The following is a 25,339-nucleotide window of genomic DNA, read 5'->3' as shown; positions in this document are numbered from 1 at the left end:
GAAAACGGTGATTGTTCGTAAAAACCTGCGCCACGTAAGGTAGCCCCATAGATTGATGGAGGTTACTTATGATGTCTCAAGTTCAGATCATGTCCGTTATCGGCAGCGCCGTCCCTGCACCGCTCAGAGCGCTGGGCATGCTTGCCTGCTGGTATCTCGTCCAGGATGGCGAACAAATCAGCGGCCCGCTCACCTCACTGCCCGATGCCCAGGCGCTGTCGCAGCAAATCAGTGCTGGCCAGCAAGGCAAGCTCAACGCCTAAGGCAACTGAACCCGCGGCTTGGTCTCGATGAAAATCGCCCAGCTCGACATGAACAGTGCGGCAATCAACGGCCCGATGACAAAGCCATTGAGACCGAAGATCGCCAGGCCACCCAAGGTGGAAATCAGGATCATGTAATCGGGCATCTTCGTGTCCTTGCCCACCAGGATCGGTCGCAGCACGTTATCGACCAGGCCGATCACGAACACACCGAACAAGGCCAATGTCACGCCTTGCCAGATCGCCCCGGTAAACAGGAAAAACGCTGCCACCGGCGCCCAGACAATCCCGGCCCCCACAGCCGGCAACAGCGACAGAAACGCCATCAGCACTGCCCAGATCAAGACACTGGGAATATCCAGAAACCAGAAGATCAAACCGCCCAACGCGCCCTGCGTGATCGCCACCACCAGATTGCCCTTCACGGTCGCCCGCACCACGCGGTTGAACTTGAGTTGCAAACGGCGCTTCTGGGTTTCCTCCAGCGGTACGGCCATGCGCACCTTGCGCGCAAGTTCGGCACCGTCACGCAAGAAGAAAAACAGCAGGTACAGCATGATGAAAAAGCTGACGATGAACTCGAACGTCCCCTGACCAAAACTGAACACCTGAGTAGCAACGAATTCATTGCCGGACATGGCGCTCTTGATGATTTTCTCCCGCAGCCCATTCAGTTCGCCCATTCCGAAACGGTCGAGCAAATGCTGGAAGTAGGCCGGCAGGCTGTGCTTGAACTGCGTCACGTAGCCGGCTATGTCCAGTTCACCACTCTCGATCTTCTGGTAGACCGCTGTTCCTTCCTGCACCAGAAAGATGCTCAGGACAATCACCGGCAGGATCGCGATCAACAAACAGATGCTCAAGGTGAGCATGGAGGTGAGGTTGCGCTGCCAGCCGAATTTCAATTGCAGCCTTCGCTGTAGAGGGGCGAACAGAATCCCGAGGATCACCGCCCAGAATACGGCACCGTAAAACGGCAACAATATCCAGATGAAAGCAACGCTTACCAGTGCCAGCAGGATCGTCAACGACCTGTCTTTAAGTGTTTCTTCGTTCATGTCCGATCCATGCCAGTCTGCCTGAACGCGAAAGTACGTCCTGTTCCTTAGGCCGCCACGGCTCGCACGAGTGCCATCCGTTTGTGAATAAAGCATAGATCCAGATCAATAAACCCTCGGAGCAAAGCGTTTACCCTGCTCGGCTTTTGCGATCGACTCACCATGAACCTCATTGCTCCGGAACTGCTCGCCCCCGCCGGCACCCTGAAAAACATGCGTTATGCGTTCGCCTACGGCGCCGATGCGGTGTATGCCGGTCAGCCGCGCTACAGTCTGCGGGTGCGCAACAACGAATTCGATCATGCCCATCTGGCCCTCGGCATTCGCGAGGCGCAGGCGCTGGGCAAACGTTTCTATGTAGTGGTCAACATCGCGCCGCACAACGCCAAGCTAAAGACCTTCCTCAAGGACCTGGCGCCCATCATCGCCATGGCGCCCGACGCGCTGATCATGTCCGATCCCGGCCTGATCATGCTGGTGCGCCGACACTATCCGCAGATGCCGATTCACCTTTCAGTGCAGGCCAACACCGTGAATTGGGCCAGTGTCGAGTTCTGGCAGCAACAGGGCTTGAGCCGGATCATCCTGTCGCGGGAGTTGTCGCTGGAAGAAATCGAGGAAATTCGCCAACAGGTTCCGGCCATGGAGCTGGAGGTATTTGTGCATGGTGCGTTGTGTATGGCCTATTCCGGGCGCTGCCTGCTGTCGGGCTACATGAACAAACGCGACGCCAACCAAGGCAGCTGCACCAACGCTTGCCGCTGGAAATACGCTGCGCAACCGGCCACCGAGAACCTGCTGGGAGAGATCGTCCAGACGTTCGAGCCGGAACCGACCCTGGGCATCGGCGCGCCCACCGACCAGGTGTTCCTGTTACAGGAAGCCAACCGTCCGGCCGAACAGATGCCGGCCTTCGAGGATGAACACGGCACCTACATCATGAACGCCAAGGATCTGCGCGCGGTGCAGCATGTCGAGCGCCTGACGCGGATGGGGGTGCACTCACTGAAAATCGAAGGCCGGACCAAATCGCATTTCTATTGCGCACGCACCACTCAGGTTTACCGCCGGGCAATCGACGATGCGGTGGCTGGCCGGACGTTCGACCGCAGCCTGATGGCAGATCTGGAATCCCTCGCCCAGCGCGGTTACACCGAGGGCTTCCTGCGGCGCCATGTGCACGACGAATACCAGAACTACCAGAACGGCAGTTCGGTATCAGAGCGACAACAGTTCGTCGGCGAACTGACAGGCGAACGTCAGGGGCGTTTGGCGCAAGTAAAGGTGAAAAACCGTTTTGCCTTGGGCGACCACATGGAACTGATGACGCCCAAGGGCAACTTCCACTTCGATCTGCACCAGCTGCAGAACATGCAAGGCGAGCCCATCAAAGTGGCACCGGGCGACGGACACACGGTGTATTTGCCGATTCCGGATGCGGTGGATCTGAATTTCGGGCTGCTGATGCGGGATTTGTCGTAACCCTCCTATAGAGCGTCAGGCGAACTCTTCGCGCAACATCGCCACAAACGCCTCACGCGCCGGGTGCACCCCGGCGTTTTCATGCCAATAAAACAGGTTTTCAATGGCCGTCAGTTCAGCAAACTCATAGCCCACGCAACCCGCGCCCTTGGCGTATTGATCGAACACGCCCTTGGGCACCAATGCCACGCCTGCCCCGGCACTCACACAGCCGACGATTGCGCCGTAACTGGCCAGACTGACAATCGGCAACGCCATGCCCTGGCGCAACAACCAATGCTCCAGCGCCGCTCGGTACGGACAACCTTGAGGCCACATGAACACGGTCTTGTCCTGCAGATCCGCCATGTCGTGCACCGGCCCAAGCGACGTCGAGGCGATCAGCAACAGGTCTTCGCGGTACATTGGCGTACGCTTGAGATGCGAGCGCTCGACATCCACCGCGACGATTGCGCCGTCAAGTCGATGGCTCAACGTGTCATCGAGCAACTGCCCCCAACTGCCCGTGGTCAATTCCAATGCTACCGCTGGATAGCGCTTGTGAAACTTGGCCAGCAAGCGCGGCAAGCGTCCGGTAGCGGAAGACTCGATGGCGCCAATGCGCAATGGCCCGGACGGCTCAGCCATCGGGTCCACCGCACGCTTGGCTTCAGCGGTCAGGGCCAGAATCCTCGAGGCGTAGGTCAGAAAGGTCTGGCCAGACGGGCTGATCCGCAAACCACGCCCTTCACGCAGAAACAGCGCCACACCCAACTCCGCTTCCAGCGACTTGATGCGCGCCGTGATATTCGACGGCACGCAATGCAACAGCTCGGCGGCACGGGCAATACTGCCAACCTCGGCCACGGTCTTGAACATGCGAATCTGCGCCAGCTCCATACATCACCCAAAGTGAATAGATAGCGCAGTATAAGTCAGTTGTGATGAACGATAAGGATTCCGATACTCGGCGCATATTCCACCGGTGCCCGACCATGAATCCTCTGACCCCCTCCCCCCTGAAAATCATCCTGACCATGCTGTTCGTTGTCGCCTGCTGGGGATACTCCCCGAGCGGCATCCACATCGGATTGCTGGCCTACGACCCTGCGCATCTGGCGTTGCTGCGCTTTCTGATCGCTTCAGTGTTCATGGCCGCGGTCGCGCTGTTGCGCGGCATTCATCTGCCGAGACTCCGAGATCTGCCACTGCTGTTCGGGCTGGGTTTGTTTGCGGTGAGCCTGCATCACGTGGCGATCAATTTCGGCCAACAGGGCGTCAGCGCCGGCGCATCGAGTGTGCTGGCACAGACGACGCCGCTGTTCAGCACCTTGCTGGCGCGCTTCGTATTCAAGGATCGGGTGAGCGTCTGGCGCTGGGGGTGCGTCGTCCTCGGATTGGTCGGTGTGATGATTGTCGTGGCAGGTGATCACGGCTTCGGCAGCATCGACGCCCATGGCTTGTTGATTCTGCTCTCGGCATTGTCGTGGAGTGTCTACTTCGCGATGCAAAAGCATCACACCGGGCGTTACGACGGCCTGACGCTGGTTTGCTACACGGTCTGGTCCGGTACTGCGCTGCTGTTGGTGTTCCTGCCGGGGCTGGCGGATCAGGTGATGAATGCGCCGCTGCGGGTACAGTTCGCGGTGTTTGCCCTGGGGATTTTTCCGAGTGCGCTGGCGTATCTGGCATGGGCCTACGTGCTGGCGCACGTGGATCTGAGCCGGGCAACGATGACCCTGTATCTGGTGCCGCCGATGGCGATGTTGATCGCTTCTTTTGCCCTCGGTGAAAGGCCGACGCTGATGGTTGGAGTGGGTGCGGTGGTGGTGTTGATCAGTGTGTTGGCGTTGAACCTGGAGCGGCGCCCAATGCCTCGGGCGGCGAGCGCCTGATCATGAAGACAGGTTGAAAAATTGGGCCTCTTCGCGGGCAAGCCTCGCTCCTACGGATCAATTCGATACCGTAGGAGCGAGGCTTGCCCGCGAACGGCGATAACGCAATATCAGCAACCATCAACTGGGTGAAAACCGGTCCCGGCTGTTGGTCAAATGCAACCACATTGCCGCCCGTGCCGCATCCGGGTCCTGACGCTTGATGGCGTTGAGAATCGCCTCGTGCTCAAGATTGGCCAACTGTCCAAGTTTGCTCAAGTCCACGGCGCCACGCTCGGCTGCGTTGACCCGGGTTCGCGGGATCATCGCGCTGCCCAGGTGCTGCATGATTTCACTGAAACACACGTTGCCGGTGGCTTCGGCAATCAGTAGATGAAAGCGTCGGTCGGCCTCGACGCAACTGTCATTGTTGGCCAGCAGGTTCTGGTAATCGTCGAGCGCTTCGCGCATCTGCGTCAGTTGCTGATCGGTTCGACGCGTCGCCGCCAGCGCAGCTGCCTGGGTTTCCAGGCCCATGCGCAACTCGAGGATGCTGCGCACTCCCAGCGCGGTATCCACGTTCAGCCGCAACCCCTGCTCCGGCGCCCGCTCCAGTACAAACGTGCCGATGCCGTGACGGGTTTCCACCAACCCTGAAGCCTGCAACTTCGAGATCGCCTCGCGCACCACCGTACGACTGACACCATGCTCCTGAACGATCGAGTTCTCCGACGGCAGCTTGTCACCGGGCAGCATTTGCCCGAGCAGGATGCTCTGGGTCAGCTTGGCCACCAGGTCGTGGGCCAGGTTGTGGCTGCGCTTGCGGGCAGGTGCATCGAGATCTTCTTGCATGGGCGCGTCCGAATGACATGGCTATCGAATCGTAGCACCGAGCGTTGCGGGAATCGTCAGAAAAATCGCACCAACTTGTATGACAACACTCAACAAATCCTGAATCCACCAACAAAATTACGCCTAACCTGACATCGAATCCTTCATAAAATATCCAATTGACAGCCATTTTATTAGGCGGAACGGGTTGCAAGGCAAAAAAATGTAGTTGTATGATGTCTATCAACAACGCAACACCGTCACACCCCGCATAAAAATAACGAGTGGGAGAAAACACAGTGAATACATCCATCTCCGGGATGAACGACGACGCCAATTCCGTGCTGAAGTCCGCCATCTCCAAAGTCAAACGCCACGTTTTGCCGCTGTTCGTCATCATGTTCATCGTCAATTACATTGACCGAGTGAACATCGGCTTTGTCCGCGCCCACATGGAACACGACCTGGGCATTGGCGCTGCCGCCTACGGGCTTGGGGCCGGGCTGTTCTTCATCGGCTACGCGCTGTTCGAAGTGCCGTCCAATATCCTTCTGCAAAAAGTCGGCGCACGAATCTGGCTGACCCGCATCATGTTGACCTGGGGCCTGGTCGCCGCGGGCATGGCGTTCATCCAGAACGAAACCCACTTCTACATACTGCGATTTCTGTTGGGCGTGGCCGAAGCCGGATTCTTTCCCGGGGTGATCTACTACTTCACCCGCTGGTTGCCCGGCGTGGAACGCGGAAAGGCAATTGCGATTTTCCTCAGCGGCTCGGCGATTGCCTCGCTGATCTCCGGCCCGTTGTCCGGATTGCTCCTGCAAATCAGTGGCCTGGGCATGCATGGCTGGCAATGGATGTACTTCATCGAGGGCATGTTCTCGGTGGGTTTGTGCGCCTTTGTCTGGTTCTGGCTGGACTCCAAACCCCACGACGCCAAATGGCTGACCCGCGACGAACAGGACGCGCTAGTGAAAGCCATCGACGATGAACAACTGGCCCGCGAAGCCGCGACGCCGGTCAAGCCGTCGCTGGGCAAACTGCTCAAGGACCGGCAGATCATCCTGTTCTGTGTGATTTATTTCTTCATCCAGCTGACCATCTATGCCGCGACCTTCTGGCTGCCGAGCATCATCAAGAAAATGGGCGACCTCAGTGACTTCCAGGTCGGGATGTTCAATTCGATTCCATGGCTGCTGTCGATCATCGGCATGTACGCCTTCGCTTCGTTGTCAGCCAAATGGAAGCACCAGCAAGCCTGGGTCGCGACCGCGTTGCTGATCGCCGCCGCGGGCATGTTCATGTCCACCACCGGCGGGCCGATCTTCGCGTTCGTGGCGATCTGCTTTGCCGCGCTGGGTTTCAAATCGGCGTCGTCGCTGTTCTGGCCGATTCCCCAGGCCTATCTGGATGCGCGCATCGCTGCGGGCGTTATCGCGCTGATCAACTCGGTGGGCAATCTCGGCGGCTTCGTCGCGCCAACCACTTTTGGCCTGCTCGAAGAGCGCACCGGTTCGATCCAGGGCGGGCTGTACGGCCTGGCCGCCACCTCGATCATCGCCGCAATCATCGTCTTCGCTGCACGCAACAAACCCAAATCCGCGCCCGCCACCGCATCGGCTGAAGCCGCGCCACGTCACGCTTGAAAGGATAAGAAAATGAGCGAGCAAAACACTGCCAAAGCACCGATCATCACCAGCATGCAGATCGTTCCCGTGGCCGGACATGACGGCATGCTGCTCAACCTGAGCGGCGCCCACGGCCCGTTTTTCACCCGCAACATCGTGATCCTCAAGGACAATGCCGGCCACACCGGTGTCGGTGAAGTACCCGGCGGCGAGCGCATTCGCCAGACCCTTGAAGACGCACGCAACCTGGTGGTCGGCAGCCCGATCGGCACCTATCAGAAAATACTCAATCAAGTGCGCCAAACCTTCGCCGACCGCGATGCCGGTGGTCGCGGCTTGCAGACGTTCGACCTGCGCATCACCATTCACGCCGTTACCGGCCTCGAAGCCGCGCTGCTCGACTTGCTCGGCCAGCACCTCGATGTGCCAGTCGCCGCGCTGCTCGGTGAAGGCCAGCAGCGTGATGAAGTGAAGATGCTCGGTTATCTGTTTTACGTCGGTGATCGCAATGAAACCGACCTCGCCTACCGCAGTGAACCAGAGGCCGACAACGACTGGTTCCGCGTGCGTCACGAGAAAGCCATGAGCGCCGACGCGGTGGTGCGCCTGGCTGAAGCGGCCCATGCCAAATATGGCTTCAAGGACTTCAAGCTCAAGGGCGGCGTGCTCAGTGGCGACGCCGAGATCGAAGCCGTCACTGCACTGGCTGAGCGTTTTCCCGATGCACGTATCACCCTCGATCCGAATGGCGCCTGGTCCTTGAAGGAAGCGATCCGGTTGTGCCGTGATCAGCACGACGTTCTGGCCTACGCCGAAGACCCGTGCGGGGCGGAAAACGGTTACTCGGGCCGCGAAGTCATGGCCGAATTCCGCCGCGCCACGGGGCTGAAAACCGCGACCAACATGATCGCCACCGACTGGCGGGAAATGGGTCATGCGATCCAGCTGCAATCGGTCGACATTCCGCTGGCCGATCCGCATTTCTGGACCATGCAGGGTTCAGTCCGAGTCGCCCAGATGTGCCATGAATGGGGCCTGACCTGGGGTTCGCACTCCAACAACCACTTCGACATCTCCCTGGCGATGTTCACCCACGTCGCGGCCGCCGCACCGGGTGAGATCACCGCCATCGACACCCACTGGATCTGGCAGGACGGCCAGCGCCTGACCAAGGCGCCGTTGCAGATTGTCGACGGTTGCGTACAGGTGCCGAAGAAACCGGGGCTGGGGGTCGAACTGGACATGGACCAAGTGGCCAAAGCCCATGAACTGTACAAAGGCATGGGACTGGGCGCGCGGGATGACAGCGTGGCGATGCAGTTTTTGATTCCGGGATGGACGTTCGACAACAAGCGGCCGTGCCTGGTGCGTTGAGTCGACGGTAGCGCGCTCATTGGCAGTAAACCCGAGCTGCTGTTGGCAGCCCGGGTTTAATGAACGGGGTCTTCCCCCCTAGAATGGCGCACACCTGAATCAACAACGGACAACATCAACATGGATCGCTTGAAAAAACTCGTGGTTTGCCTGGGGCTGCTGACCGCAGGCCAGTGTGTCGCACAGGCCCCCATCGAATCGGTGGTAAACGCCGCTGTAAATCCGCTCATGCAAACCCAAGGCATTGCCGGCATGGCCGTGGCCGTCACCGCCAACGGCAAGCAGCACTTCTTCAACTACGGCGTGGCATCGAAGGAAACCGCCAAACCGGTCACCGAAAACACCCTGTTCGAGATCGGCTCGGTCAGCAAGACCTACACCGCCACCCTCGCCGCCTACGCCCAGGCTCTCGGCAAGCTGTCGTTTTCCGACAAGGCCAGCCAGGTGCTTCCCGCCCTGCGTGGCAGCGCGCTCGACAACATCAGCATGCTGCAACTGGGCACCTACAGCGCCGGAGGCCTGCCGCTGCAATTTCCTGCGCAATTCGATTCGGCCGACAAAATGCTCGGCTATTACCAACAGTGGACACCGGCCTACCCCCCCGGCAGCCACCGACTGTATTCCAACCCCAGCATCGGCTTGTTCGGCTACCTGGCCGCACACAGCATGGGCCAGCCGTTCGACCCATTGATGGAAAACACCCTGCTGCCGAAACTCGGCCTCAAGCACACCTTCCTCAAGGTGCCGCAGGAGCAAATGGGGTTGTATGCCCAGGGCTACAACAAGCAAGGCGAGCCTGTGCGCGTCACCCCGGGGGCGCTCGACTCCGAGGCCTATGGCGTGAAAACCAGTGCGGCGGACCTGCTCCGCTTTGTCGAAGCGAACATGCACCCGGCAACGCTGGAAAGTCCGTTACAGCAAGCCATTGCCCTGACGCACACCGGTTACTACAGCGTTGGCGACATGACCCAGGGGCTGGGGTGGGAGCTGTATCACTACCCGGTAACGCTGGATCGTTTGCTGGCCGGGAACTCGACGCCGATGGCCATGCAGGCGCATGAAGCTCAGTGGCTGTCCCCGCCGCAATCGCCGACTCAGGACTTGCTGATCAACAAAACCGGATCGACCGGTGGCTTCGGCGCTTACGTTGCGTTCGTGCCAGCGAAAGACATCGGCATCGTCATTCTGGCCAACAAGAACTATCCGATTGCAGAGCGGGTGAAGATTGCTCATCAGGTGTTGAACGCTCTTAGTCGCTGATAGAACAAAAAATAAAAGATCGCAGCCTTCGCCAGCCCCTAAAACGAATCCTGTAGGGGCTGGCGAAGGCTGCGATCTTTTTGTTGGGGGTTTAAACCTGCGCGGAGAACAATCGCTCTAGCGGCCAGCAAACCTGCGTCGAGCTCTACAAGTCGCCTCAATCATCCGGCTGTTCTGGCGGTTTGGTCGGTTTCGCCGGTTTGGCGTTTTTCGCGGCTTTGGCGCCTTTGGCTGCGGGTTCGGTTTCAGCGACTGGGGTGGCCACTGTCGGCGGCGGGGTTTCTTTCTCGGCTGCCGGCAACTGGTCAACGGCGGCGAAAATCTCTTCGAGCTTGACGGTGTCCGCTTGTTCGAATTTCTTCTCGCCGTCCTTGCCGACCAGAATCACCTTGGTCTTGGCGCCGGCCCCCAGCTTCAGCGAGCGGATCAACGCTGCCGTGTCCTGAGGCCCCAAATCTTTGCCTTCGCGCTGGCCCATCAGGTTGAGCACGGTGTACAGCACCATGTTGCGATCAGTGAAACCCTTGCGATTGGCCGGCTCGTCCAGCGACTTTTTCAGGCTGACCCATGTCGGATCAACCGTGCTCGGAGCGATGACGATCAGTGGCCTTGCCCTGCCCTTGTCCATGTCCAGCGGTGAGTCGCCATCGGCGGCGAACAGGGGGCTGGCGATCGCCAGCAGGGTAGCCAGGGTCAGTGACCTGATGAGCATGCGCATCTCCTTTTGATATCCACGCTCTAATGATTGCGCATCGCGGCGTTCGTTCCGGGTGACGCTCCGCAAATGTATTTCGCCTTGCCCAAAGCTTAGGTCAGGGCAGTCATTGCGCAACAGGCTGGATTCATCTGAAGCCATTACAAAGCGCTACTTGATCCACCGCGAGGCGCATTGCCGGGTGTTGAATCAGAACGCCAGTTTGTAACCGATCAACACCAACATCGTCGCCAGGCAAGGACGCAACAGCTCATCGGAGATGCGCCCGGTGAGGTGGCTGCCCAGGTAAATCCCCGGCAGCGAACCGATCAGCAGAAAACCCAGTACCTGCCAATCCATGTTGCCCATGCTCGCATGGCCCAGACCGGCCACCAGCGTCAGCGGGACGGCGTGGGCGATTTCCGTGCCGACCAGGCGACGGGTCGGCAGCAGCGGATAAAGGATAAACAACGCCACCGTACCCAACGCACCGGCGCCGATGGAGGTCAGTGCCACCATGGTGCCGAGCACGAGCCCGGTGATAACGGTCAGGACGTTGAGGCGCGGACCGCTTGGGTTGTAGTTGCCACCGGCGCGCTTGTGGGCGAAGTCCAGCAGGCGTTTCTTGAACAGAATCGCCAGCGCCGTGGCAAACAACACAAAGCCCAGGGCTTGCTTGATGATCGCGTTCATCGCGTCAGGGCTGGAATGCAATGTGCTGAGGAACCACAACGTCAGCATGACTGCCGGCACGCTGCCGAGGGTCAGCCAACCGGTGATGTGCCAGTCGATGTTGTTGTTCTTTTTGTGAACAAGTACGCCACTGGATTTGGTAATGGCCGCGTACAGCAGGTCGGTGCCGACGGCGGTTGCCGGGTTGATTCCGAACCATAGCAGGATCGGGGTCATCAACGACCCGCCACCTACGCCTGTCATGCCGACGATGAAGCCGACAACCAGTCCGGCCACGACCAACCCGATGTTCACTAAATCCATTGATACGTCCACATAGACCGCAGGGAAAATCTGGCCCGCAGCATAGCGATATTTCTTATAATCAGTTATATCGATGCGATCTATCTTTATGCCCAATACAGTTCCCTGCTCGCGAGGGAGGCAACGATGTCGAGCCCTTTCAGATCAATCGCTGTGTCTTGACGTTTTCGCCAGCAGGCTGGCGCCTGCAGGGGGTTGTGGGGATTTCACTGTACCGGGAGAAAATTCAGGAACAGCAGGCTTTGTGCATAGTTGAGGCCGATACGCCGGTAGCGCTCGTCAAGCATCTGGGTCAGCAAATCCAGGCGCGCGACGATCTTGCCGAACTCCACGGCAAAACTCAGGTTACTGCCCTCCTCCGAGATTTCGTTGGAAAACAGCATGGGCTGGCCGTCCTTGTTCTGTCGCTGGCTCAAAATCCAGGTGGCGATTTCGATGTTGCGGGCGGCGTTGCTGACAAACGTCGGGTTGATCGCGTCGGTCATGTAGAACTCCAGGCGATTACCGTGGGCGGTGACCAGCATGCTGCCGATGGCATAAATGAACGCGCCGACCCGGTCTCCGAGAAATTCCGGACTCATGGCAAAGCGCAACGCCGCCAGGTCTTTTTTCCCGCCCAGGGTGGGTAACGGCTGTTGCTGTTCGATGGCCATGCGCACTTGCTTGCCGGCAGTGCGGGCGTCGAGGAAGCCGGATTTCTTCAGCTCGTCGGGGTTGCGCAGGTACAACTTGCTCATCAGCAGGTAGAGGCTGTCGAGATTGTCCCGCATGGCCAGCGTGGCCATGCGATCAACGCTGGTTTGCAGGAATTCCTGGGGTTTTCCATCACGTATCTGGCTGAAAAGATCATTGCCGGGCTGATGGCTGCAACCGCTGGCGCAGAGCAGCAACAGACCGGCCAGCAGGCGAACGCGGATAAGGTTGAAGGGCAACACTCGAACCATAAGGGATTGGACTGACACATTCCTGTGCGGCGGGATTCGCCGCAACGGCTATGGATAGAGCCGGTCAATTGGAAAAAGTGCAGTGTCGGGGGTGGGCAATCGATCATCGGCAGGGAAAGATCATTTGCACTTCGAAGGAATGGTGGATGACAGGCCGTCATCGCTGGCATGCCAGTTCCCACAGGTGCTGCGAACCGACGGCTTTATTGGATGATGTCTCTGTAGGAGCAAAGCTTGCTCGCGATGGCGATCTCAAGGACGCCATCGCCGGCAAGCCGTGCTCCTACAGGTGATGGAGTGCAACTGGCAGAGATTGGTCAGCTGGCAGACCGCCATCACCAACAAGCAAGCTCCCACTGCGGCGAAACCCTCAGTCGCCGTTACCGCAGTAACGGGTATCACCCAAAACATCCACAGCATGGTCGGCCCAGAACCCGCCAAGACGGAACCCTGCGGCTATCCTGATGCCAACTGTAGTGTCGAGCAAAAAGGAACCAAGCATGCGAACTCAGCAACTGGCCGGTCGCCAAGTACCCGTGATCGGCCAAGGCACCTGGCAAATGGGCGAAGACCATACCCGCCAAAAAGAAGAAATCGCCGCCCTGCGCCTGGGCATCGATCTGGGCATGACCCTCATCGACACCGCCGAAATGTACGCCGAAGGTGGCGCCGAGCAAGTCGTGGCCCAAGCCATCGCCGGCCAGCGCGACAAAGTCTTCCTGGTCAGCAAGGTCTATCCACACAACGCCAGCCGCCAAGGCATTCCCCAAGCCTGCGAGCGCAGTCTGGGCAGGCTCAAGACCGACCATATCGATTTATACCTGCTGCACTGGCGCGGCCAATACCCATTGGAAGAAACCGTCGAGGCCTTCGAACGCCTGCGTGAGGCGGGCAAGATCGGTCGCTGGGGCGTGTCCAATTTTGATGTCGATGACTTGCAGGAACTCGATGCCAAGGCCTGCGCCACCAATCAGGTGCTCTACAACCTGGAAGAACGTGGCATAGAATTTGATTTGTTACCCTGGTGTCAGCAGCACAACATGCCGGTCATGGCCTATTGTCCAATCGGCCAGGGCGGAAAAATGCTCGCCAATGCCACGCTCAAACAAGTGGCTGCCCGCCACGGTGTGACGCCCGCCCAGGTGTCGCTGGCATGGCTGCTGCGCCAGGACGGTGTGATCGCCATCCCCAAGGCGGTCCGCGCTGAACACGTGCAACTCAACGCGCAAGCGGCGCAGTTGCAACTGGAAGTCGGGGATCTGGAGGCGCTGGACCAAGCGTTTCACGCGCCCAAACGCAAGCAGCGACTGGCCATGGTCTGAGCCAACGCGGTGTCAGAGGGCTTCGATATGAGAAGCACCGATCAACCGGACGACTTTAACCTGCAACGTTTTATTCAGGCACAAGACCCGGTATTCGACCGGGTCCAGGCCGAATTGAATGCCGGCCACAAACGCAGCCACTGGATGTGGTTTGTCTTTCCGCAGTTCGCCGGGCTCGGTGGCAGTGAAATGTCCCGACGGTTTGCGATCCGCTCCCGCGAAGAAGCGCAGGTCTACCTTGAACACCCCGTGTTGGGTGCCAGGTTGCGCATCTGCACCCAGGAAGTGCTGAACATCCAGCAGCGCTCCGTAGCGGCGATATTCGGCCATCCCGACGACTTGAAGTTTCATTCGTCGATGACCCTGTTCGCCCAGGTCGCTGCCGCTGACAGCCCGTTTCACCAGGCGTTGAATCAGTATTTCCACGGCATCCTGGATGACTGGACGTTGTCGCTGATGGACTCAAAACAAGCCCAGTTGCCCCCCAATCAGGGTTGAGAAATCGTCGTCGACAAACGGCAGGATCGCGTCCGCCACCGGTTGCAGTTGTTTGCTGATGTAGTGATCGTAATCGATCGGCGCGCTGCGGATCTCCAGCGGTTCGGGGCCAGCGACGGTGATCACGTAACTGATCCAGCCGCCGCTCTGGTATTGGCGGGGGCGACCCTGCTGGTCGTTGTAGTCATCGGCGATACGCGCCGCCCGCACGTGCGGCGGCACATTGCGCTGGTAGTCGTCGAGGGTGCGGCGCAGGCGTTTGCGGTAGATCAGGCGATCATCGAATTCACCGGCCAGGGTTTTGCGCACGTACTCGCGCACGTAGTCCTGATACGGCTTGCGGTGGAAGATCATCTCGTACAGCTCTTGCTGAAACTGCCGGGCCAGCAGCGACCAGTCGGTGCGCACGGTTTCCAGGCCTTTGTAAACCATCTCGTCGTTGCCATCGGCCCGTGTGACCAGCCCCGCGTAACGCTTCTTGCTGCCCTCCTCTGCCCCGCGAATGGTCGGCATCAGGAAACGTTTGTAGTGAGTTTCAAACTGCAACTCCAACGCACTCTCCAGGCCGTACTCCTGCCGCACGTGCTCGCGCCACCACTGATTGACGTGATCGACCAGCGCGCGGCCGATCTGCGCGGCTTCCTGTTGACCATGGGCACGGCGCAACCAGACGAAGGTCGAGTCGGTGTCGCCATAAATCACCGTATGCCCCTGATCTTCGATCAACTGACGGGTACGCAGCATGATTTCGTGGCCGCGCAAGGTGATGGAAGACGCCAGACGCGTATCGAAAAAGCGACAACCGCTGGAACCGAGCACGCCGTAGAACGCGTTCATGATGATCTTCAGGGCCTGGGACAGCGGCGCGTTGTGTTCGCGTTTAGCGGTTTCCCGGCCCTCGGCGACCCGCGCGACGATGGACGGCAGGCAGTGCCGGGTGCGGGAAAAACGCGCCCCGCGAAAGCCCGGCACAGAGTCGCTGTCGTCAGGATGCTTGAGCCCTTCAATCAACCCCACGGGATCAATGAGGAACGTGCGGATGATCGATGGATAAAGACTTTTGTAGTCGAACACCAGCACCGACTCGTACAGCCCCGGTTGCGAATCCATGACAAACCCGCCGGGGCTGGCCTGTGGTGGTTTAGCGCCGAGGTTCGGCGCAACAAAGCCCTGGCGGTGCATCAACGGCATGTAGAGGTGGGTGAACGCCGCCACCGAGCCGCCCATGCGATCCACCGGCAACCCCGTCACGCTGGCGCGTTCCAGCAGGAAGGTCAGTAATTGGGTCTTGGCGAAAATCCGCGTGACCAGTTCGCAGTCCTTGAGGTTGTACTTGGCCAGCGCCGGTTTGTCCTCGGCGAACATGCGGTTGATTTCGTCCATGCGCTGGTAGGGGTTGTCGATGGCCTTGCCTTCGCCCAACAGGGTTTGCGCGACGTTTTCCAGGCTGAACGAGGGGAAGCTCCAGGTCGCCGAACGCAGGGCTTCGATGCCGTCGATGATCAGTCGCCCGGCAGCGGATGCGAAGTAATGATTGCCGTTGCCGTGTTCGCGCCATTGCATTTCCTCGCCGCCACGCCCCAGCTTCAGCGGCACGGCCAGGCGCCGGGCGTGCTGGTGAAGCACCCGAAGGTCGAACTGCACCACGTTCCAGCCGATGATTGCATCGGGGTCATGTCGGGCGAACCACTCGTTGAGCTTCTTCAGCAGCAGGGTGCGCGATTCGCAGTACTCAAGCTGGAAATCCACTTCACTGTCATCGCCATTGGGCGGCCCCAACATGTACACCTGACGCTCGCCGCAGCCTTGCAGGGCGATGGAGTACAAGTCGCCCTGAGCCGTGGTCTCGATGTCCAGCGACACCAGTTTCAAGTGTGGTCGATAGTCGGGATCGGGCTTCATCTGCGCATCGCGCAGCAGGTCATCAGCGCCCGGCGTACCGCCAAAACGCACCGGCGCGGTGATGAACCGTTCCATCATGTAGCGTTCCGGCGGGCGCACGTCGGCTTCGTACACTTCAACGCCCATTCGCCGCAGCGCGGTTTCCAGGCGCATCAACTGCCCGTGCTGGCGGCAATACAAGCCGAGCACCGGGCGGTGTTCGAAATCCAGCAAGGACAAAGGCTTGAGTTCGACGTTTTTTTCGTCTTGCAGCAACGCCTCGGCCTGCTCGCGCTGACTGACCGGCAGGAATGCCACCGATGGCTGATGAGGCAGGCGGATGCGCCGGGGACCGCTATCGGTCGCCAGCCAGAACTCGACCTCCGTACCCGCCGGGGTATCGCGCCAATGCCGGGTCAGGACAAAGCCCTGGGGTAAATCGGCCACTGCAAACCTCGAAATGGATTCAGGGTGTCAATTCTACGCGTCGATTCGGCGGCCGGTTGCTGTAAAAAACCGCCAAATGACGTTTTTTGAGCGTTATCTGCCGCTTTCGCCCTTGCTCTCAGGGCCGGTGTCTACGATTCTTCAAGGACAACGACAACACCCGGGAAACCGCCATGAAAACCGTCGCGCAACTGCTCAAGTTGAAAGATCAGAAAAACCAGGAAGTGCACCAGATCAAACCCGATCACATGGTGCTGGAAGCGCTGATGAAGATGGCCGAGAAGAATGTCGGCGCCTTGCTGGTGGTGGAGAACGATGAAGTGCTGGGCATCATCAGCGAACGGGATTACGCGCGCAAACTGGTGCTGCATGGCCGTTCTTCGGTGGGTACGCCGGTGCGCGACATCATGGTGTCGCCGGTGATCACCGTGGACACTCACCAAACCGTCGATACCTGCCTGGGCATCATGTCCGACAAACGCCTGCGTCACTTGCCGGTGGTGGAAAACGGCCGGCTGATCGGCTTGCTGTCGATCGGCGACCTGGTCAAGGAAGCCATCGCTGAACAGGCTGAATTGATTCGGCAACTGGAACAGTACATCCGCGGCGAATAAACCCAGGTCACCGCAGTCCCCACCTGTGGGCGCGAGCCTGCTCGCGATGAGGCCATGGCAGCCAATATCGAGGCCAAATGCCCGGTCGCCATCGCTGGCAGGCCAGCTCCCACAGGTGGTCGGTGCGCTTCAGCCCGGCCAATGCCGGGCAAACACCGGCGCCAATGTTGGATGTCGGTCAATCCGCTCCAGCCAGGCAAAAAATCCTGGCCGGGCCTGGCGCAAATGCTCGCGGCTTCCTCCCCATCGCGTGATCACCGCCGCCAACACGTCAAGCGCGCCGGGCGGCTCTTCGCCCAGATACAACTCCCCCGAAAACTGATCGGCAAACACTTCCCAACTCCAGTGCAGTCTCGCTCGGGTACCCGCCATCAGGTTTTGTCGCGACGATTCATCGGCCTCGGCCAGCCAGCGTTCCGGGTAATCGATGATGCCGATTGCCGCGTAACAATTGCTGACGATGTACACCAGCCCGCGAATGGCCTGATCACGGTCGGCTGGGTGATCGGGCAACAGCTTTGCCGCTGGAAACGTCAGTGCGAGATGGATCAGGATCGCCGCACTCTCGGTCAGGATGCTGCCGTCGGGCAGTTGCAGTGTCGGAATCTGCTTGAGCGGGTTGAGCTTCTCCAATGCCAGCGCGGCCTCCGGGGAGGCTTCGACATCGATGAAGCGGTAAGCAATCTCACACAGTTCCAGCGCGGCCTCGACCGCCGCCGCGCCCGAATTCTGATGACCGTAGAGTTGATACATACACACCTCCTTGGGATGCTCTCAAGCAGCTGACTCTTGTCGCGATGAAAAATTTCTTCGAGGCACTGCATCCAGAATGCCTTGCCAAGGGTAGTACCTGTAGCAGCTCCTGTTGCTGCCGAGTGCACTACCCACTTTCGGAGAGCTTTTGATGAACGCCAAACAACTGATTTGCCTTGTCGGTTTGTTCGCCACCGTTCCTGCGACCTACGCCCAGACCGGTCTGCCAGACAACATCAAGGTGCCCGACGGGCACAAGGTCGCCCTGGAAACCACCGGGGTCGGCGAAATCACCTACGAATGCCGGGACAAAGCCAATGCGGCCGGCCAGACCGAATGGACCTTCGTCGGCCCCAAAGCCGTGCTCAATGATCGCAGCGGCAAACAGATCGGAACTTATTTCGGACCGCCGGCCACATGGCAAGCCAACGACGGGTCGAAAATCACCGGCACGCAACTCGCCGTGGCACCGTCGAGCCCGGGGAACCTGCCTTACCAACTGGTCAAGGCCAACCCGGCCGAAGGCAAAGGCGCCATGAGCGGCGTCAGCTACATCCAGCGCGTCGCCCTCAAGGGCGGTGTCGCGCCAAGTAGCGAATGCACGACGGCCAACAAGGGCAAGCAGGAAGTGGTGCAGTATCAGGCGGATTACATTTTCTGGGCGGCCAGTTGAGGCCCGGGAGCTGACTTAGTCGCCTGCGGGGACAAACTTGCGGCTACAGGAATGCCGTTTGTTTGCTAGATTGCATTCGACATCTCAACCACCACCGGCCGAGAACAGTGTCCTTGCCCGAAACCGTCTTCGACTATGAACACCACCTGGCGGCCTGCGCTCGCGGCGAGCGTCAGGCCCTGCGCGATTTGTATGTGCAGGAGAGCCCGCGGTTGTTGGGGGTAGCCAAGCGGCTGGTACGGGATTCGGCCCTGGCCGAGGACATCGTCCACGATGCATTCTTGAAGATCTGGACCGGCGCCGGGGGTTTTGACCCGGCGCGGGGTTCGGCCCGAGGCTGGATGTTCAGCGTGACCCGGCATCTGGCACTCAACTACCTGCGTGATCACAATCGCGAGCTTCAAGGCAATGTCGACGTTCTGGACAGCACGGACACCTTTGATGTCCAGATGCATTCGGCACGCATCCACCGGTGCCTGGAACAACTGGAACCGCTGCGGCGCGACTGCATTGTGCATGCCTATGTCGACGGATATTCCCACGCGCAAATTTCACACAAGCTCGGCACCCCGCTGGGCACAGTCAAAGCGTGGATCAAGCGGAGCCTGACGGCGTTGCGGGAGTGCCTGGGATGATCAGCAAACCGACCGACGAAACCCCGCAAGCGCTCGATGAACTGGCCAGTGAGTATGTGCTGGGAACACTTTCCGCCGAGCAACGAGCCGAGGTTCAGCAACGCCTGCACAGCGATATCGGGCTGCGCAACGCCGTCGATAACTGGGAGAGCCGTTTGCTGGGCCTGACCGAACTGGCCGAGCCGCACACCCCATCGACGCAACTGTGGCAGCGCATCGAACGCAGCGTGGAGGCCCTTGATCGCCCGCCATCGACATCCCGCGTGCTCCCGTCGGCCACCTGGTGGAATCGCCTGCCACTCTGGCGAGGGCTGGCCGGTGCCGGGTTGGCCGCGAGTTTGTTGCTGGGCGCTATGTTGCTGACGCAAACCACGGTCAAACCGACGTATCTGGTGGTGTTGGTCGCTCCGCAAGACAAGGCGCCGGGCTGGGTGATTCAGGCCAGCAACCCCCGGGAAATCCAGCTGATCCCGTTGGGTGTTGTGGAAGTGCCGGCAGACAAGGCACTGGAGTTCTGGACCAAGGCCGAAGGCTGGCAAGGTCCGGTGTCTCTCGGTTTGGTAAAACCGGGGCAAACGCTTTCGGTGCCGTTGGACAAACTGCCGCCGCTGGAACCGAACCAACTGTTCGAACTGACTCTGGAAAACCCCAATGGCTCGCCAATCGGCAAGCCGACCGGGCCGATTCAATTTATCGGCCGCGCGGTGAAAGTCCTCTGAGCGATATCATCAATCCCACGACAGGAATGGCGCTCGTGAGATCAATCCTGTCGATGTTCACCATCACGTCAATGAAGTTCTCTTAAAAAATCCGCGGCGTAACATTGGCTCCATACCAACCAACAACACCCCGGAGCACACGATCATGAAACGCCAAACCATCCTCAGCATCGCTTTCTCGGTTTTCGCAGTTAACGCATTTGCCGCGACTTCTGTTCAACCCGTCGTCGCTGAAGGCGGCTCGGATCGTCTGATCGAAAGCCGTGTGGCTGAAGGTGGCGCTGATCGCCTGCTGGAAAAACGCAATGCTGTAGCGGCTGATGGTTCGGATCGTTTGAAAGGTAATGAAGTCGCCGCCGATGGCTCCGACCGCCTGCAAGGCAACACCGTCGCCGCTGACGGTTCCGACCGCCTGAAAGGCAACGAAGTCGCCGCCGATGGCTCCGACCGCCTGAAAGGCAACGAAGTCGCCGCCGATGGTTCCGACCGCCTGCAAGGCAACACCGTCGCCGCCGATGGTTCGGATCGTTTGCAAGGCAACTCCGTTGCATGACTGAACTGCTTCACCGCAGTACCCGACAAAAAGCCCGGCCTGATCAGCCGGGCTTTTTCGTGCCTGGGATTTTTTGATTCTCAGTTACGCGCCATGCATCGCTGATAGCGCTCATCAACCCGCTTGGCAAACCACGCTGTAGTGAGTTTTCGGGTGATTTTCGGGCTCTGCAGGACGATCCCCGGCAATACCGCGCGCGGCAGTGGTCGCCCCTCAGCCTGTTCGGCCAAGGCAAAGACCCGTTGATAGAGCTTGCTGTTCTCGAATTCGAGGCTGTTGCCCTGCTCCAATTGATCCCTGATCGTCGGATTGCGCATGTCCAACTGCTTGCCGAGGGTGCGCACCGCCAGTTCCGTGCTGCCGGGCATGATCGAACCGTAGCGCACCAGGTCGCCATCCAGCGCCAGCGGAATGCCGGAAGCACGACTGACGGCGTTCTGGAACGCAGCATTGCGGCTGGCGTACCAACCGGCATTGAAGTCGGCAAAACGGTACAACGGCTGTTTGTAGCTCACCGGGTAACCCAGCAAATGGGCGATGCCGAAATACATGCCGCCCCGGCGGGTAAAGACTTCACGACGAATCGAGCCATCTACCGGGTAGGGATACCCCTTGGCCTGTTGCTCGGCGAAATCGATGCTGACCTGCATTGGCCCACCGGTGTGTACGGGGTTGAAGCCTGCGAACAGGGTCTTACCCATGGGCACCATGCCAATGAAATCATCGAAAATCGCACTCAGTTCTTTTTCACTGCGCGCCGCATTCAGGCGGTCGTTGTAGGTTTTGCCATTGGGCGAACTCACCCGCAGGGCTCCGCTGACCAGCAGGTTGGGAATGTGCGCCTTGGTGGCACGGCGATCGATTTCCTCGCGGGCAATCTTGCCCAGCCCCGGGACCGACGGGTCGACCTGAAAAGTCGATTCCTGCTCGGTCACCGCCAGCACGGCACACAGGTTTTGCGTGGTCGGTGGAATGTTCTGCGCAGCGAACGCGGCGTAGATATCCGTGGCCCAGCCCTGGCGGTCGACCGTCTTGGCCGGCAGCAACCGCACGATCTGCGCCTTGACCTCGGCAGGTTTGCGCACCGGTGGCTCCTGGGTCCGTTGACTGCTGCAACCGGCCAGCACCAGCAACGCGGCGACGCTCATGATCAATCGTTGGGCTTGCATGTTGCTCCAGGAAGTCCGTTGAACCGGGTTAACCATACGACCAATGGCATGGCGCAGGCTATGACCTTGGCAGGCCACGGCTGTTCCTCGAAATCTGACGAATGCTGGCGGAGCGAGCAGGCCGGCTCCCATGGAAAATCCCTGCCCAGCGACAGCCTGTGGACCATACTTCACATCACATGGCGAAGAGGACTGGCTCATGCACCGAAGCGACGTGTTGATCATCGGCGCCGGCCCGACCGGGCTGGTTCTGGCCTTGTGGCTGAGCAAGCTGGGAATTCGCGTGCGGATCATCGACAAGGCCTCGGCCCCCGGCACCACGTCGCGGGCGCTGGCGGTTCAGGCGCGGACACTGGAGTTGTATCGCCAGCTCGACCTCGCCGATGCCATTGTGCAACACGGCCATCGCGTGGCTGCCGCCAATTTCTGGGTCAAGGGCGAGCCTGTGGCACGTCTGCCGCTGAGCCGTGTTGGTGAAGGGCTGACGCCCTACGCCTTTCTCGAAATCTACCCGCAGGATGAACACGAGCGGCTGCTGATCGAGCGGCTCGAAACCTTCGGCGTCACTGTCGAGCGCAACACCGAGCTACTGGGTTTCGAAGAATCCGGTGACGGCATTACGGCCACCTTGCGCCTGGCCGACGGTCAACGGGAAACCTGTCAGGCCTGCTACCTGGCGGGCTGCGACGGCGCTCGCTCGATCGTGCGCAAAAACCTCGACACCGGCTTTCCCGGTGACACCTATCAGCAGATTTTCTACGTGGCCGACGTGCAGGCCAGCGGGCCGACGTTCAACGGCGAATTGCACGTGGATCTGGATGAAGCGGATTTCCTCGCCGTGTTCCCGTTGGCCGCGCAAGGCCGTGCGCGATTGATCGGCACCGTGCGTGACGAGCGTGCCGAGCAGGCCGAAACCCTGCAATTCGAAGACGTCAGCAGCCGGGCTATCGAGCACATGCAGGTCAAGGTCGAACAATTGAACTGGTTCTCGACCTACCGCGTCCATCACCGGGTGGCGGACCACTTTCGCAGCGGCCGGGCTTTTTTACTGGGCGACGCCGCCCATGTGCACAGTCCCGCCGGCGGCCAGGGCATGAACACCGGCATCGGCGATGCGATCAACCTCGCCTGGAAACTCGCAGCGGTGCTGAGCGGCGGTGCCGAAGCCAGACTGCTCGACACCTATGAAACCGAACGCATCGCCTTCGCCCGCAAACTGGTGGCGACCACCGACCGAGTGTTCACCTTCGTCACTGCCGAAGGACGCGTGGCCGATCTGTTGCGCACTCGCCTGGCGCCATTGCTGCTTCCCAAAATGGCCTCGTTCGAAACCTCCCGCGAGTTCCTGTTCCGCACGGTGTCGCAGATCACTTTGAACTATCGGGGGATGCCCCTGAGCCAGGGCGTTGCCGGCCACGTGCACGGCGGCGATCGCTTGCCCTGGGCGCACGACGGTGAAGGTGACAACTTCGAATCGCTGAAATGCCTGACCTGGCAGGTGCATGTGTACGGCGATACCAGCGATGAGATGATCGCCTGGTGCCACGAGCACCATGTGCCGTTGCAGGTGTTCGATTGGCGACCGGCGTTTGAAGAAGCGGGACTGGCACGCAACGGCTTTTACCTGCTAAGGCCCGATACCTACGTGGCGATTGCCCAGACGTGCTCTGATCCGAAGGTGATCGAGCGCTATTTCGATCATCACGGGATACGGCCGTTTTTTTGAGTTTCCTGAAAACACGTCCCCTGTGGGCGCGGGCTTGCCCGCTCCCACAGGTTCCCGGTCAGTTGGCGATAGGTTTCGGGATTTCCAGACCGCGCTTCACCGCCGGCCGTGCGAGGAATTTTTCCAGCACGCGGGTGACGTTCGGGAAATTCTCGATGCCGACCAGATCGCCCGCTTCATAGAAGCCGATCAGGTTGCGGATCCATGGGAACGTGGCGATATCGGCGATGGTATAGCGTTCGCCCATGATCCACTCCCGGCCTTGCAGGTGCTTATCCAGGACACTGAGCAGGCGTCTGCTCTCTTCGACATAGCGGTCACGCGGACGCTTGTCTTCGTAGTCTTTGCCGGCGAACTTGTTGAAAAAGCCGAGCTGGCCAAACATCGGTCCGATGCCGCCCATCTGGAACATCAACCACTGAATGGTTTCGTAGCGTGCAGCCCCTTCCTGCGCCAGCAATTGCCCACTCTTGTCGGCCAGGTAAATCAGGATCGCCCCGGATTCGAACAACGGCAGCGGCTGGCCACCGGGACCATGGGGGTCGAGGATGGCCGGAATCTTGTTGTTGGGGTTCAGCGACAGGAACTCGGGGGACATCTGGTCGTTGCTATCGAAGCCGACGCGATGCGGTTCATACGGCAGGCCGATCTCTTCAAGCATGATCGACACCTTGACGCCGTTGGGGGTCGGCAAGGAGTACAGCTGAATCCACTCCGGATACTGGGCCGGCCATTTTTGAGTGATGGGGAATGCAGACAAATCGGTCATGGGTTGGATCCACGAGAAAATTGAGAACACCGATGATAATGGACATCTCGCGAATTGAGACCGCCGGCGCCATCGATAACGCTGATGGTCAAGATCAATAAGGATCACAGCGTGAATGCGTGCATGGCGGTGTAGGGTGGCCATAAATCCGCAACATCATGTCGATAACCTTCGCTGCAACCCGTTCATGGTTACCGGTACATTGCTGCGCTCTCGGGCCGGAATCGAACCAAATGGGCTTCAGAGGACTCTGAGCACTGCCCCTTTTGAAACGGACCGGCTTCACGACATGGAAAACACCCGACGCAGGAAAGCCGCGGTGTAAAGGTTTGTCAGCCTTAACCAATATGCTGAAGAACTCTTTTTTCCATGACGAATTTTCTGAAACTCGCTAATCGCTTCAAACATCGCGCCTACATTTTCCTGCCCGCCCTGCTGGCGGCCAGCGCGTTGTTCATGTTGCTGGAGTCGAGCGAAAGCCGCGCCCAGCCGGCGGACGGCACACAGACGCTGGTGTTCCTGCGCCACGCGGAAAAACCCGCGGGCGGCCTCGGCCAGCTCAATTGCCAGGGACTGAACCGTGCGATCGACCTGGCCACGTTGCTGCCGGAAAAATTCGGCAAGGCCGACTACGTGTTTGCCGCCAACCCGACGCGCAATGTCGAGGAAGGCGAGCTGGACAACTCTTACAGTTACATTCGCCCTTTGATGACCATCAGCCCCAGCGCGATCAAGCTCGGCTTGCCGGTCAATATCAAATACTCGGCCAACGACACCAGCGACCTGGCCGATGAACTGCTGCACGACAAGTATCACAACTCGGTCATATACACGGCGTGGTCCCACGGCTACCTGCCGGAGTTGATCAACAAGGTCGCCGGGGAAGCCGTCGGCAAGAAGCAGAAGATCACCGAGGATTGGGAATCCAGCGACTTCGACTCGTTGTATGTGTTGACGCTGACCTGGCACAACGGCAAGGCCAGCCTGCAAAGCCATACCTACAAGCAGGGTCTGGATAATGGGCAGGAGACCTGTCCGACCTGAGTTGTGCGGTGTCTGTTCGGGTTTCATCGCTGGCAAGCCAGCTCCCACAGGGGGCTGCAGTGACCACAAATGTTGTGAGCAACCAATAACACTGTGGGAGGGTCTGGATAATGGGCAGGAGACCTGTCCGACCTGAGTTGTGCGGTGTCTGTT

25 protein-coding genes are annotated in these 25,339 nt (G+C 59.6%); 15 read left to right on the top strand and 10 right to left on the bottom strand.

Going from position 1 to position 25,339, the window contains the following annotated elements:
- The first annotated feature begins 71 nt into the window (after positions 1–71).
- Positions 72–263, top strand: coding sequence for a hypothetical protein (locus D8U73_RS08675; protein WP_056854899.1), 192 nt, complete (start codon positions 72–74; stop codon positions 261–263).
- On the opposite strand, the gene D8U73_RS08670 is transcribed toward D8U73_RS08675, so the two are convergent.
- A complete protein-coding gene (locus D8U73_RS08670) occupies positions 260–1,321 on the bottom strand; it encodes an AI-2E family transporter (protein WP_056854755.1) in 1,062 nt (353 codons plus the stop codon). The genes D8U73_RS08675 and D8U73_RS08670 overlap by 4 nt on opposite strands.
- Positions 1,322–1,483: 162 nt before the next feature.
- Between D8U73_RS08670 and yegQ the strand changes: the two genes are divergently transcribed.
- Positions 1,484–2,803 carry a tRNA 5-hydroxyuridine modification protein YegQ gene (yegQ, locus tag D8U73_RS08665; RefSeq protein WP_130904235.1) on the top strand — a complete coding sequence of 440 codons (1,320 nt, stop codon included), beginning with the start codon at positions 1,484–1,486 and terminating at the stop codon, positions 2,801–2,803.
- A gap of 15 nt (positions 2,804–2,818) precedes the next feature.
- Here the strand turns inward: yegQ and D8U73_RS08660 are convergent, their stop codons facing one another.
- Positions 2,819–3,682 carry a LysR substrate-binding domain-containing protein gene (locus D8U73_RS08660; RefSeq protein WP_130904234.1) on the bottom strand — a complete coding sequence of 288 codons (864 nt, stop codon included), beginning with the start codon at positions 3,680–3,682 and terminating at the stop codon, positions 2,819–2,821.
- Between the two features lie 95 nt (positions 3,683–3,777).
- Here D8U73_RS08660 and D8U73_RS08655 point away from each other — a divergent pair, with 95 nt between their 5' ends.
- Positions 3,778–4,677, top strand: coding sequence for a DMT family transporter (locus D8U73_RS08655; RefSeq protein ID WP_130904233.1), 900 nt, complete (start codon positions 3,778–3,780; stop codon positions 4,675–4,677).
- A gap of 120 nt (positions 4,678–4,797) precedes the next feature.
- Here the strand turns inward: D8U73_RS08655 and D8U73_RS08650 are convergent, their stop codons facing one another.
- Positions 4,798–5,508 (bottom strand): FadR/GntR family transcriptional regulator, encoded by a 711-nt coding sequence (locus D8U73_RS08650; RefSeq protein ID WP_056854759.1) that lies wholly within the window; start codon positions 5,506–5,508, stop codon positions 4,798–4,800.
- 278 nt (positions 5,509–5,786) lie between these two features.
- Here D8U73_RS08650 and D8U73_RS08645 point away from each other — a divergent pair, with 278 nt between their 5' ends.
- The 3 genes from D8U73_RS08645 (at position 5,787) to ampC (ending at position 9,749) form a co-directional block, all read left to right on the top strand.
- Positions 5,787–7,133 (top strand): MFS transporter, encoded by a 1,347-nt coding sequence (locus D8U73_RS08645; RefSeq protein ID WP_130904232.1) that lies wholly within the window; start codon positions 5,787–5,789, stop codon positions 7,131–7,133.
- A gap of 12 nt (positions 7,134–7,145) precedes the next feature.
- On the top strand, positions 7,146–8,489 hold the full coding sequence (gudD, locus tag D8U73_RS08640; RefSeq protein ID WP_130904231.1) for a glucarate dehydratase: 1,344 nt from the start codon (positions 7,146–7,148) through the stop codon (positions 8,487–8,489).
- A 120-nt stretch (positions 8,490–8,609) separates the two neighbouring features.
- On the top strand, positions 8,610–9,749 hold the full coding sequence (ampC, locus tag D8U73_RS08635) for a class C beta-lactamase (protein WP_130904230.1): 1,140 nt from the start codon (positions 8,610–8,612) through the stop codon (positions 9,747–9,749).
- Between the two features lie 157 nt (positions 9,750–9,906).
- Here ampC and D8U73_RS08630 read toward each other — a convergent pair whose 3' ends face one another.
- The 3 genes from D8U73_RS08630 to D8U73_RS08620 form a co-directional block, all read right to left on the bottom strand.
- On the bottom strand, positions 9,907–10,461 hold the full coding sequence (locus D8U73_RS08630) for a DUF4174 domain-containing protein (RefSeq protein ID WP_056854763.1): 555 nt from the start codon (positions 10,459–10,461) through the stop codon (positions 9,907–9,909).
- Positions 10,462–10,653: 192 nt separating this feature from the next.
- Complete coding sequence (locus D8U73_RS08625) at positions 10,654–11,439, bottom strand: sulfite exporter TauE/SafE family protein (protein WP_130904229.1); 786 nt, start codon at positions 11,437–11,439, stop codon at positions 10,654–10,656.
- A gap of 206 nt (positions 11,440–11,645) precedes the next feature.
- Positions 11,646–12,383, bottom strand: a complete 738-nt coding sequence (locus D8U73_RS08620) for a hypothetical protein (protein ID WP_056854792.1) — start codon at positions 12,381–12,383, stop codon at positions 11,646–11,648.
- Between the two features lie 500 nt (positions 12,384–12,883).
- On the opposite strand from D8U73_RS08620, the gene D8U73_RS08615 reads away from it, so the two are divergent.
- Both D8U73_RS08615 and D8U73_RS08610 read left to right on the top strand, forming a co-directional pair.
- Complete coding sequence (locus tag D8U73_RS08615) at positions 12,884–13,705, top strand: aldo/keto reductase (RefSeq protein WP_130904228.1); 822 nt, start codon at positions 12,884–12,886, stop codon at positions 13,703–13,705.
- A gap of 27 nt (positions 13,706–13,732) precedes the next feature.
- Entirely contained in the window at positions 13,733–14,203 is a 471-nt protein-coding gene (locus D8U73_RS08610; RefSeq protein ID WP_130904227.1) for a DUF1810 domain-containing protein, read from the top strand.
- Here D8U73_RS08610 and D8U73_RS08605 read toward each other — a convergent pair.
- Entirely contained in the window at positions 14,168–16,531 is a 2,364-nt protein-coding gene (locus D8U73_RS08605) for a DNA polymerase II (RefSeq protein WP_130904226.1), read from the bottom strand. The two genes, D8U73_RS08610 and D8U73_RS08605, sit on opposite strands and share 36 nt — an antisense overlap.
- Positions 16,532–16,704: 173 nt before the next feature.
- On the opposite strand from D8U73_RS08605, the gene D8U73_RS08600 reads away from it, so the two are divergent.
- On the top strand, positions 16,705–17,145 hold the full coding sequence (locus D8U73_RS08600) for a CBS domain-containing protein (protein WP_056854796.1): 441 nt from the start codon (positions 16,705–16,707) through the stop codon (positions 17,143–17,145).
- Positions 17,146–17,274: 129 nt separating this feature from the next.
- Here the strand turns inward: D8U73_RS08600 and D8U73_RS08595 are convergent, their stop codons facing one another.
- Positions 17,275–17,898 (bottom strand): glutathione S-transferase N-terminal domain-containing protein, encoded by a 624-nt coding sequence (locus tag D8U73_RS08595; protein ID WP_130904225.1) that lies wholly within the window; start codon positions 17,896–17,898, stop codon positions 17,275–17,277.
- A gap of 151 nt (positions 17,899–18,049) precedes the next feature.
- Between D8U73_RS08595 and D8U73_RS08590 the strand changes: the two genes are divergently transcribed.
- From D8U73_RS08590 to D8U73_RS08575, 4 genes are all read left to right on the top strand, one after another.
- Positions 18,050–18,571: a DUF3455 domain-containing protein gene (locus D8U73_RS08590; protein WP_056854798.1), complete on the top strand. Its 522-nt coding sequence runs from the start codon at positions 18,050–18,052 to the stop codon at positions 18,569–18,571.
- A 107-nt stretch (positions 18,572–18,678) separates the two neighbouring features.
- Positions 18,679–19,206, top strand: coding sequence for a sigma-70 family RNA polymerase sigma factor (locus tag D8U73_RS08585; protein WP_130904224.1), 528 nt, complete (start codon positions 18,679–18,681; stop codon positions 19,204–19,206).
- Positions 19,203–19,925, top strand: a complete 723-nt coding sequence (locus D8U73_RS08580) for an anti-sigma factor (RefSeq protein WP_130904223.1) — start codon at positions 19,203–19,205, stop codon at positions 19,923–19,925. Before D8U73_RS08585 ends, D8U73_RS08580 begins: the two co-directional genes overlap by 4 nt.
- Before the next feature lie 145 nt (positions 19,926–20,070).
- Positions 20,071–20,478: a hypothetical protein gene (locus D8U73_RS08575; protein ID WP_130904222.1), complete on the top strand. Its 408-nt coding sequence runs from the start codon at positions 20,071–20,073 to the stop codon at positions 20,476–20,478.
- 80 nt (positions 20,479–20,558) lie between these two features.
- On the opposite strand, the gene D8U73_RS08570 is transcribed toward D8U73_RS08575, so the two are convergent.
- On the bottom strand, positions 20,559–21,647 hold the full coding sequence (locus tag D8U73_RS08570) for a DUF1615 domain-containing protein (RefSeq protein WP_130904221.1): 1,089 nt from the start codon (positions 21,645–21,647) through the stop codon (positions 20,559–20,561).
- Between the two features lie 199 nt (positions 21,648–21,846).
- Between D8U73_RS08570 and D8U73_RS08565 the strand changes: the two genes are divergently transcribed.
- Positions 21,847–23,373 carry an FAD-dependent oxidoreductase gene (locus D8U73_RS08565; protein ID WP_130904220.1) on the top strand — a complete coding sequence of 509 codons (1,527 nt, stop codon included), beginning with the start codon at positions 21,847–21,849 and terminating at the stop codon, positions 23,371–23,373.
- A 58-nt stretch (positions 23,374–23,431) separates the two neighbouring features.
- Here the strand turns inward: D8U73_RS08565 and D8U73_RS08560 are convergent, their stop codons facing one another.
- Complete coding sequence (locus D8U73_RS08560; RefSeq protein WP_130904219.1) at positions 23,432–24,142, bottom strand: glutathione binding-like protein; 711 nt, start codon at positions 24,140–24,142, stop codon at positions 23,432–23,434.
- 369 nt (positions 24,143–24,511) lie between these two features.
- Here D8U73_RS08560 and D8U73_RS08555 point away from each other — a divergent pair, with 369 nt between their 5' ends.
- The gene (locus D8U73_RS08555) at positions 24,512–25,186 is read left to right on the top strand and encodes a hypothetical protein (protein WP_056854804.1); all 675 of its coding nucleotides are present in this window, start codon (positions 24,512–24,514) and stop codon (positions 25,184–25,186) included.
- Positions 25,187–25,339: the final 153 nt, after the last annotated feature.

The organism is Pseudomonas sp. Sample_22, from assembly GCF_004307635.1.
GTDB lineage: Bacteria > Pseudomonadota > Gammaproteobacteria > Pseudomonadales > Pseudomonadaceae > Aquipseudomonas.
Note: the sequence above shows the minus strand (reverse complement) of the source record. Positions and strands in the feature narration are given on the sequence as shown.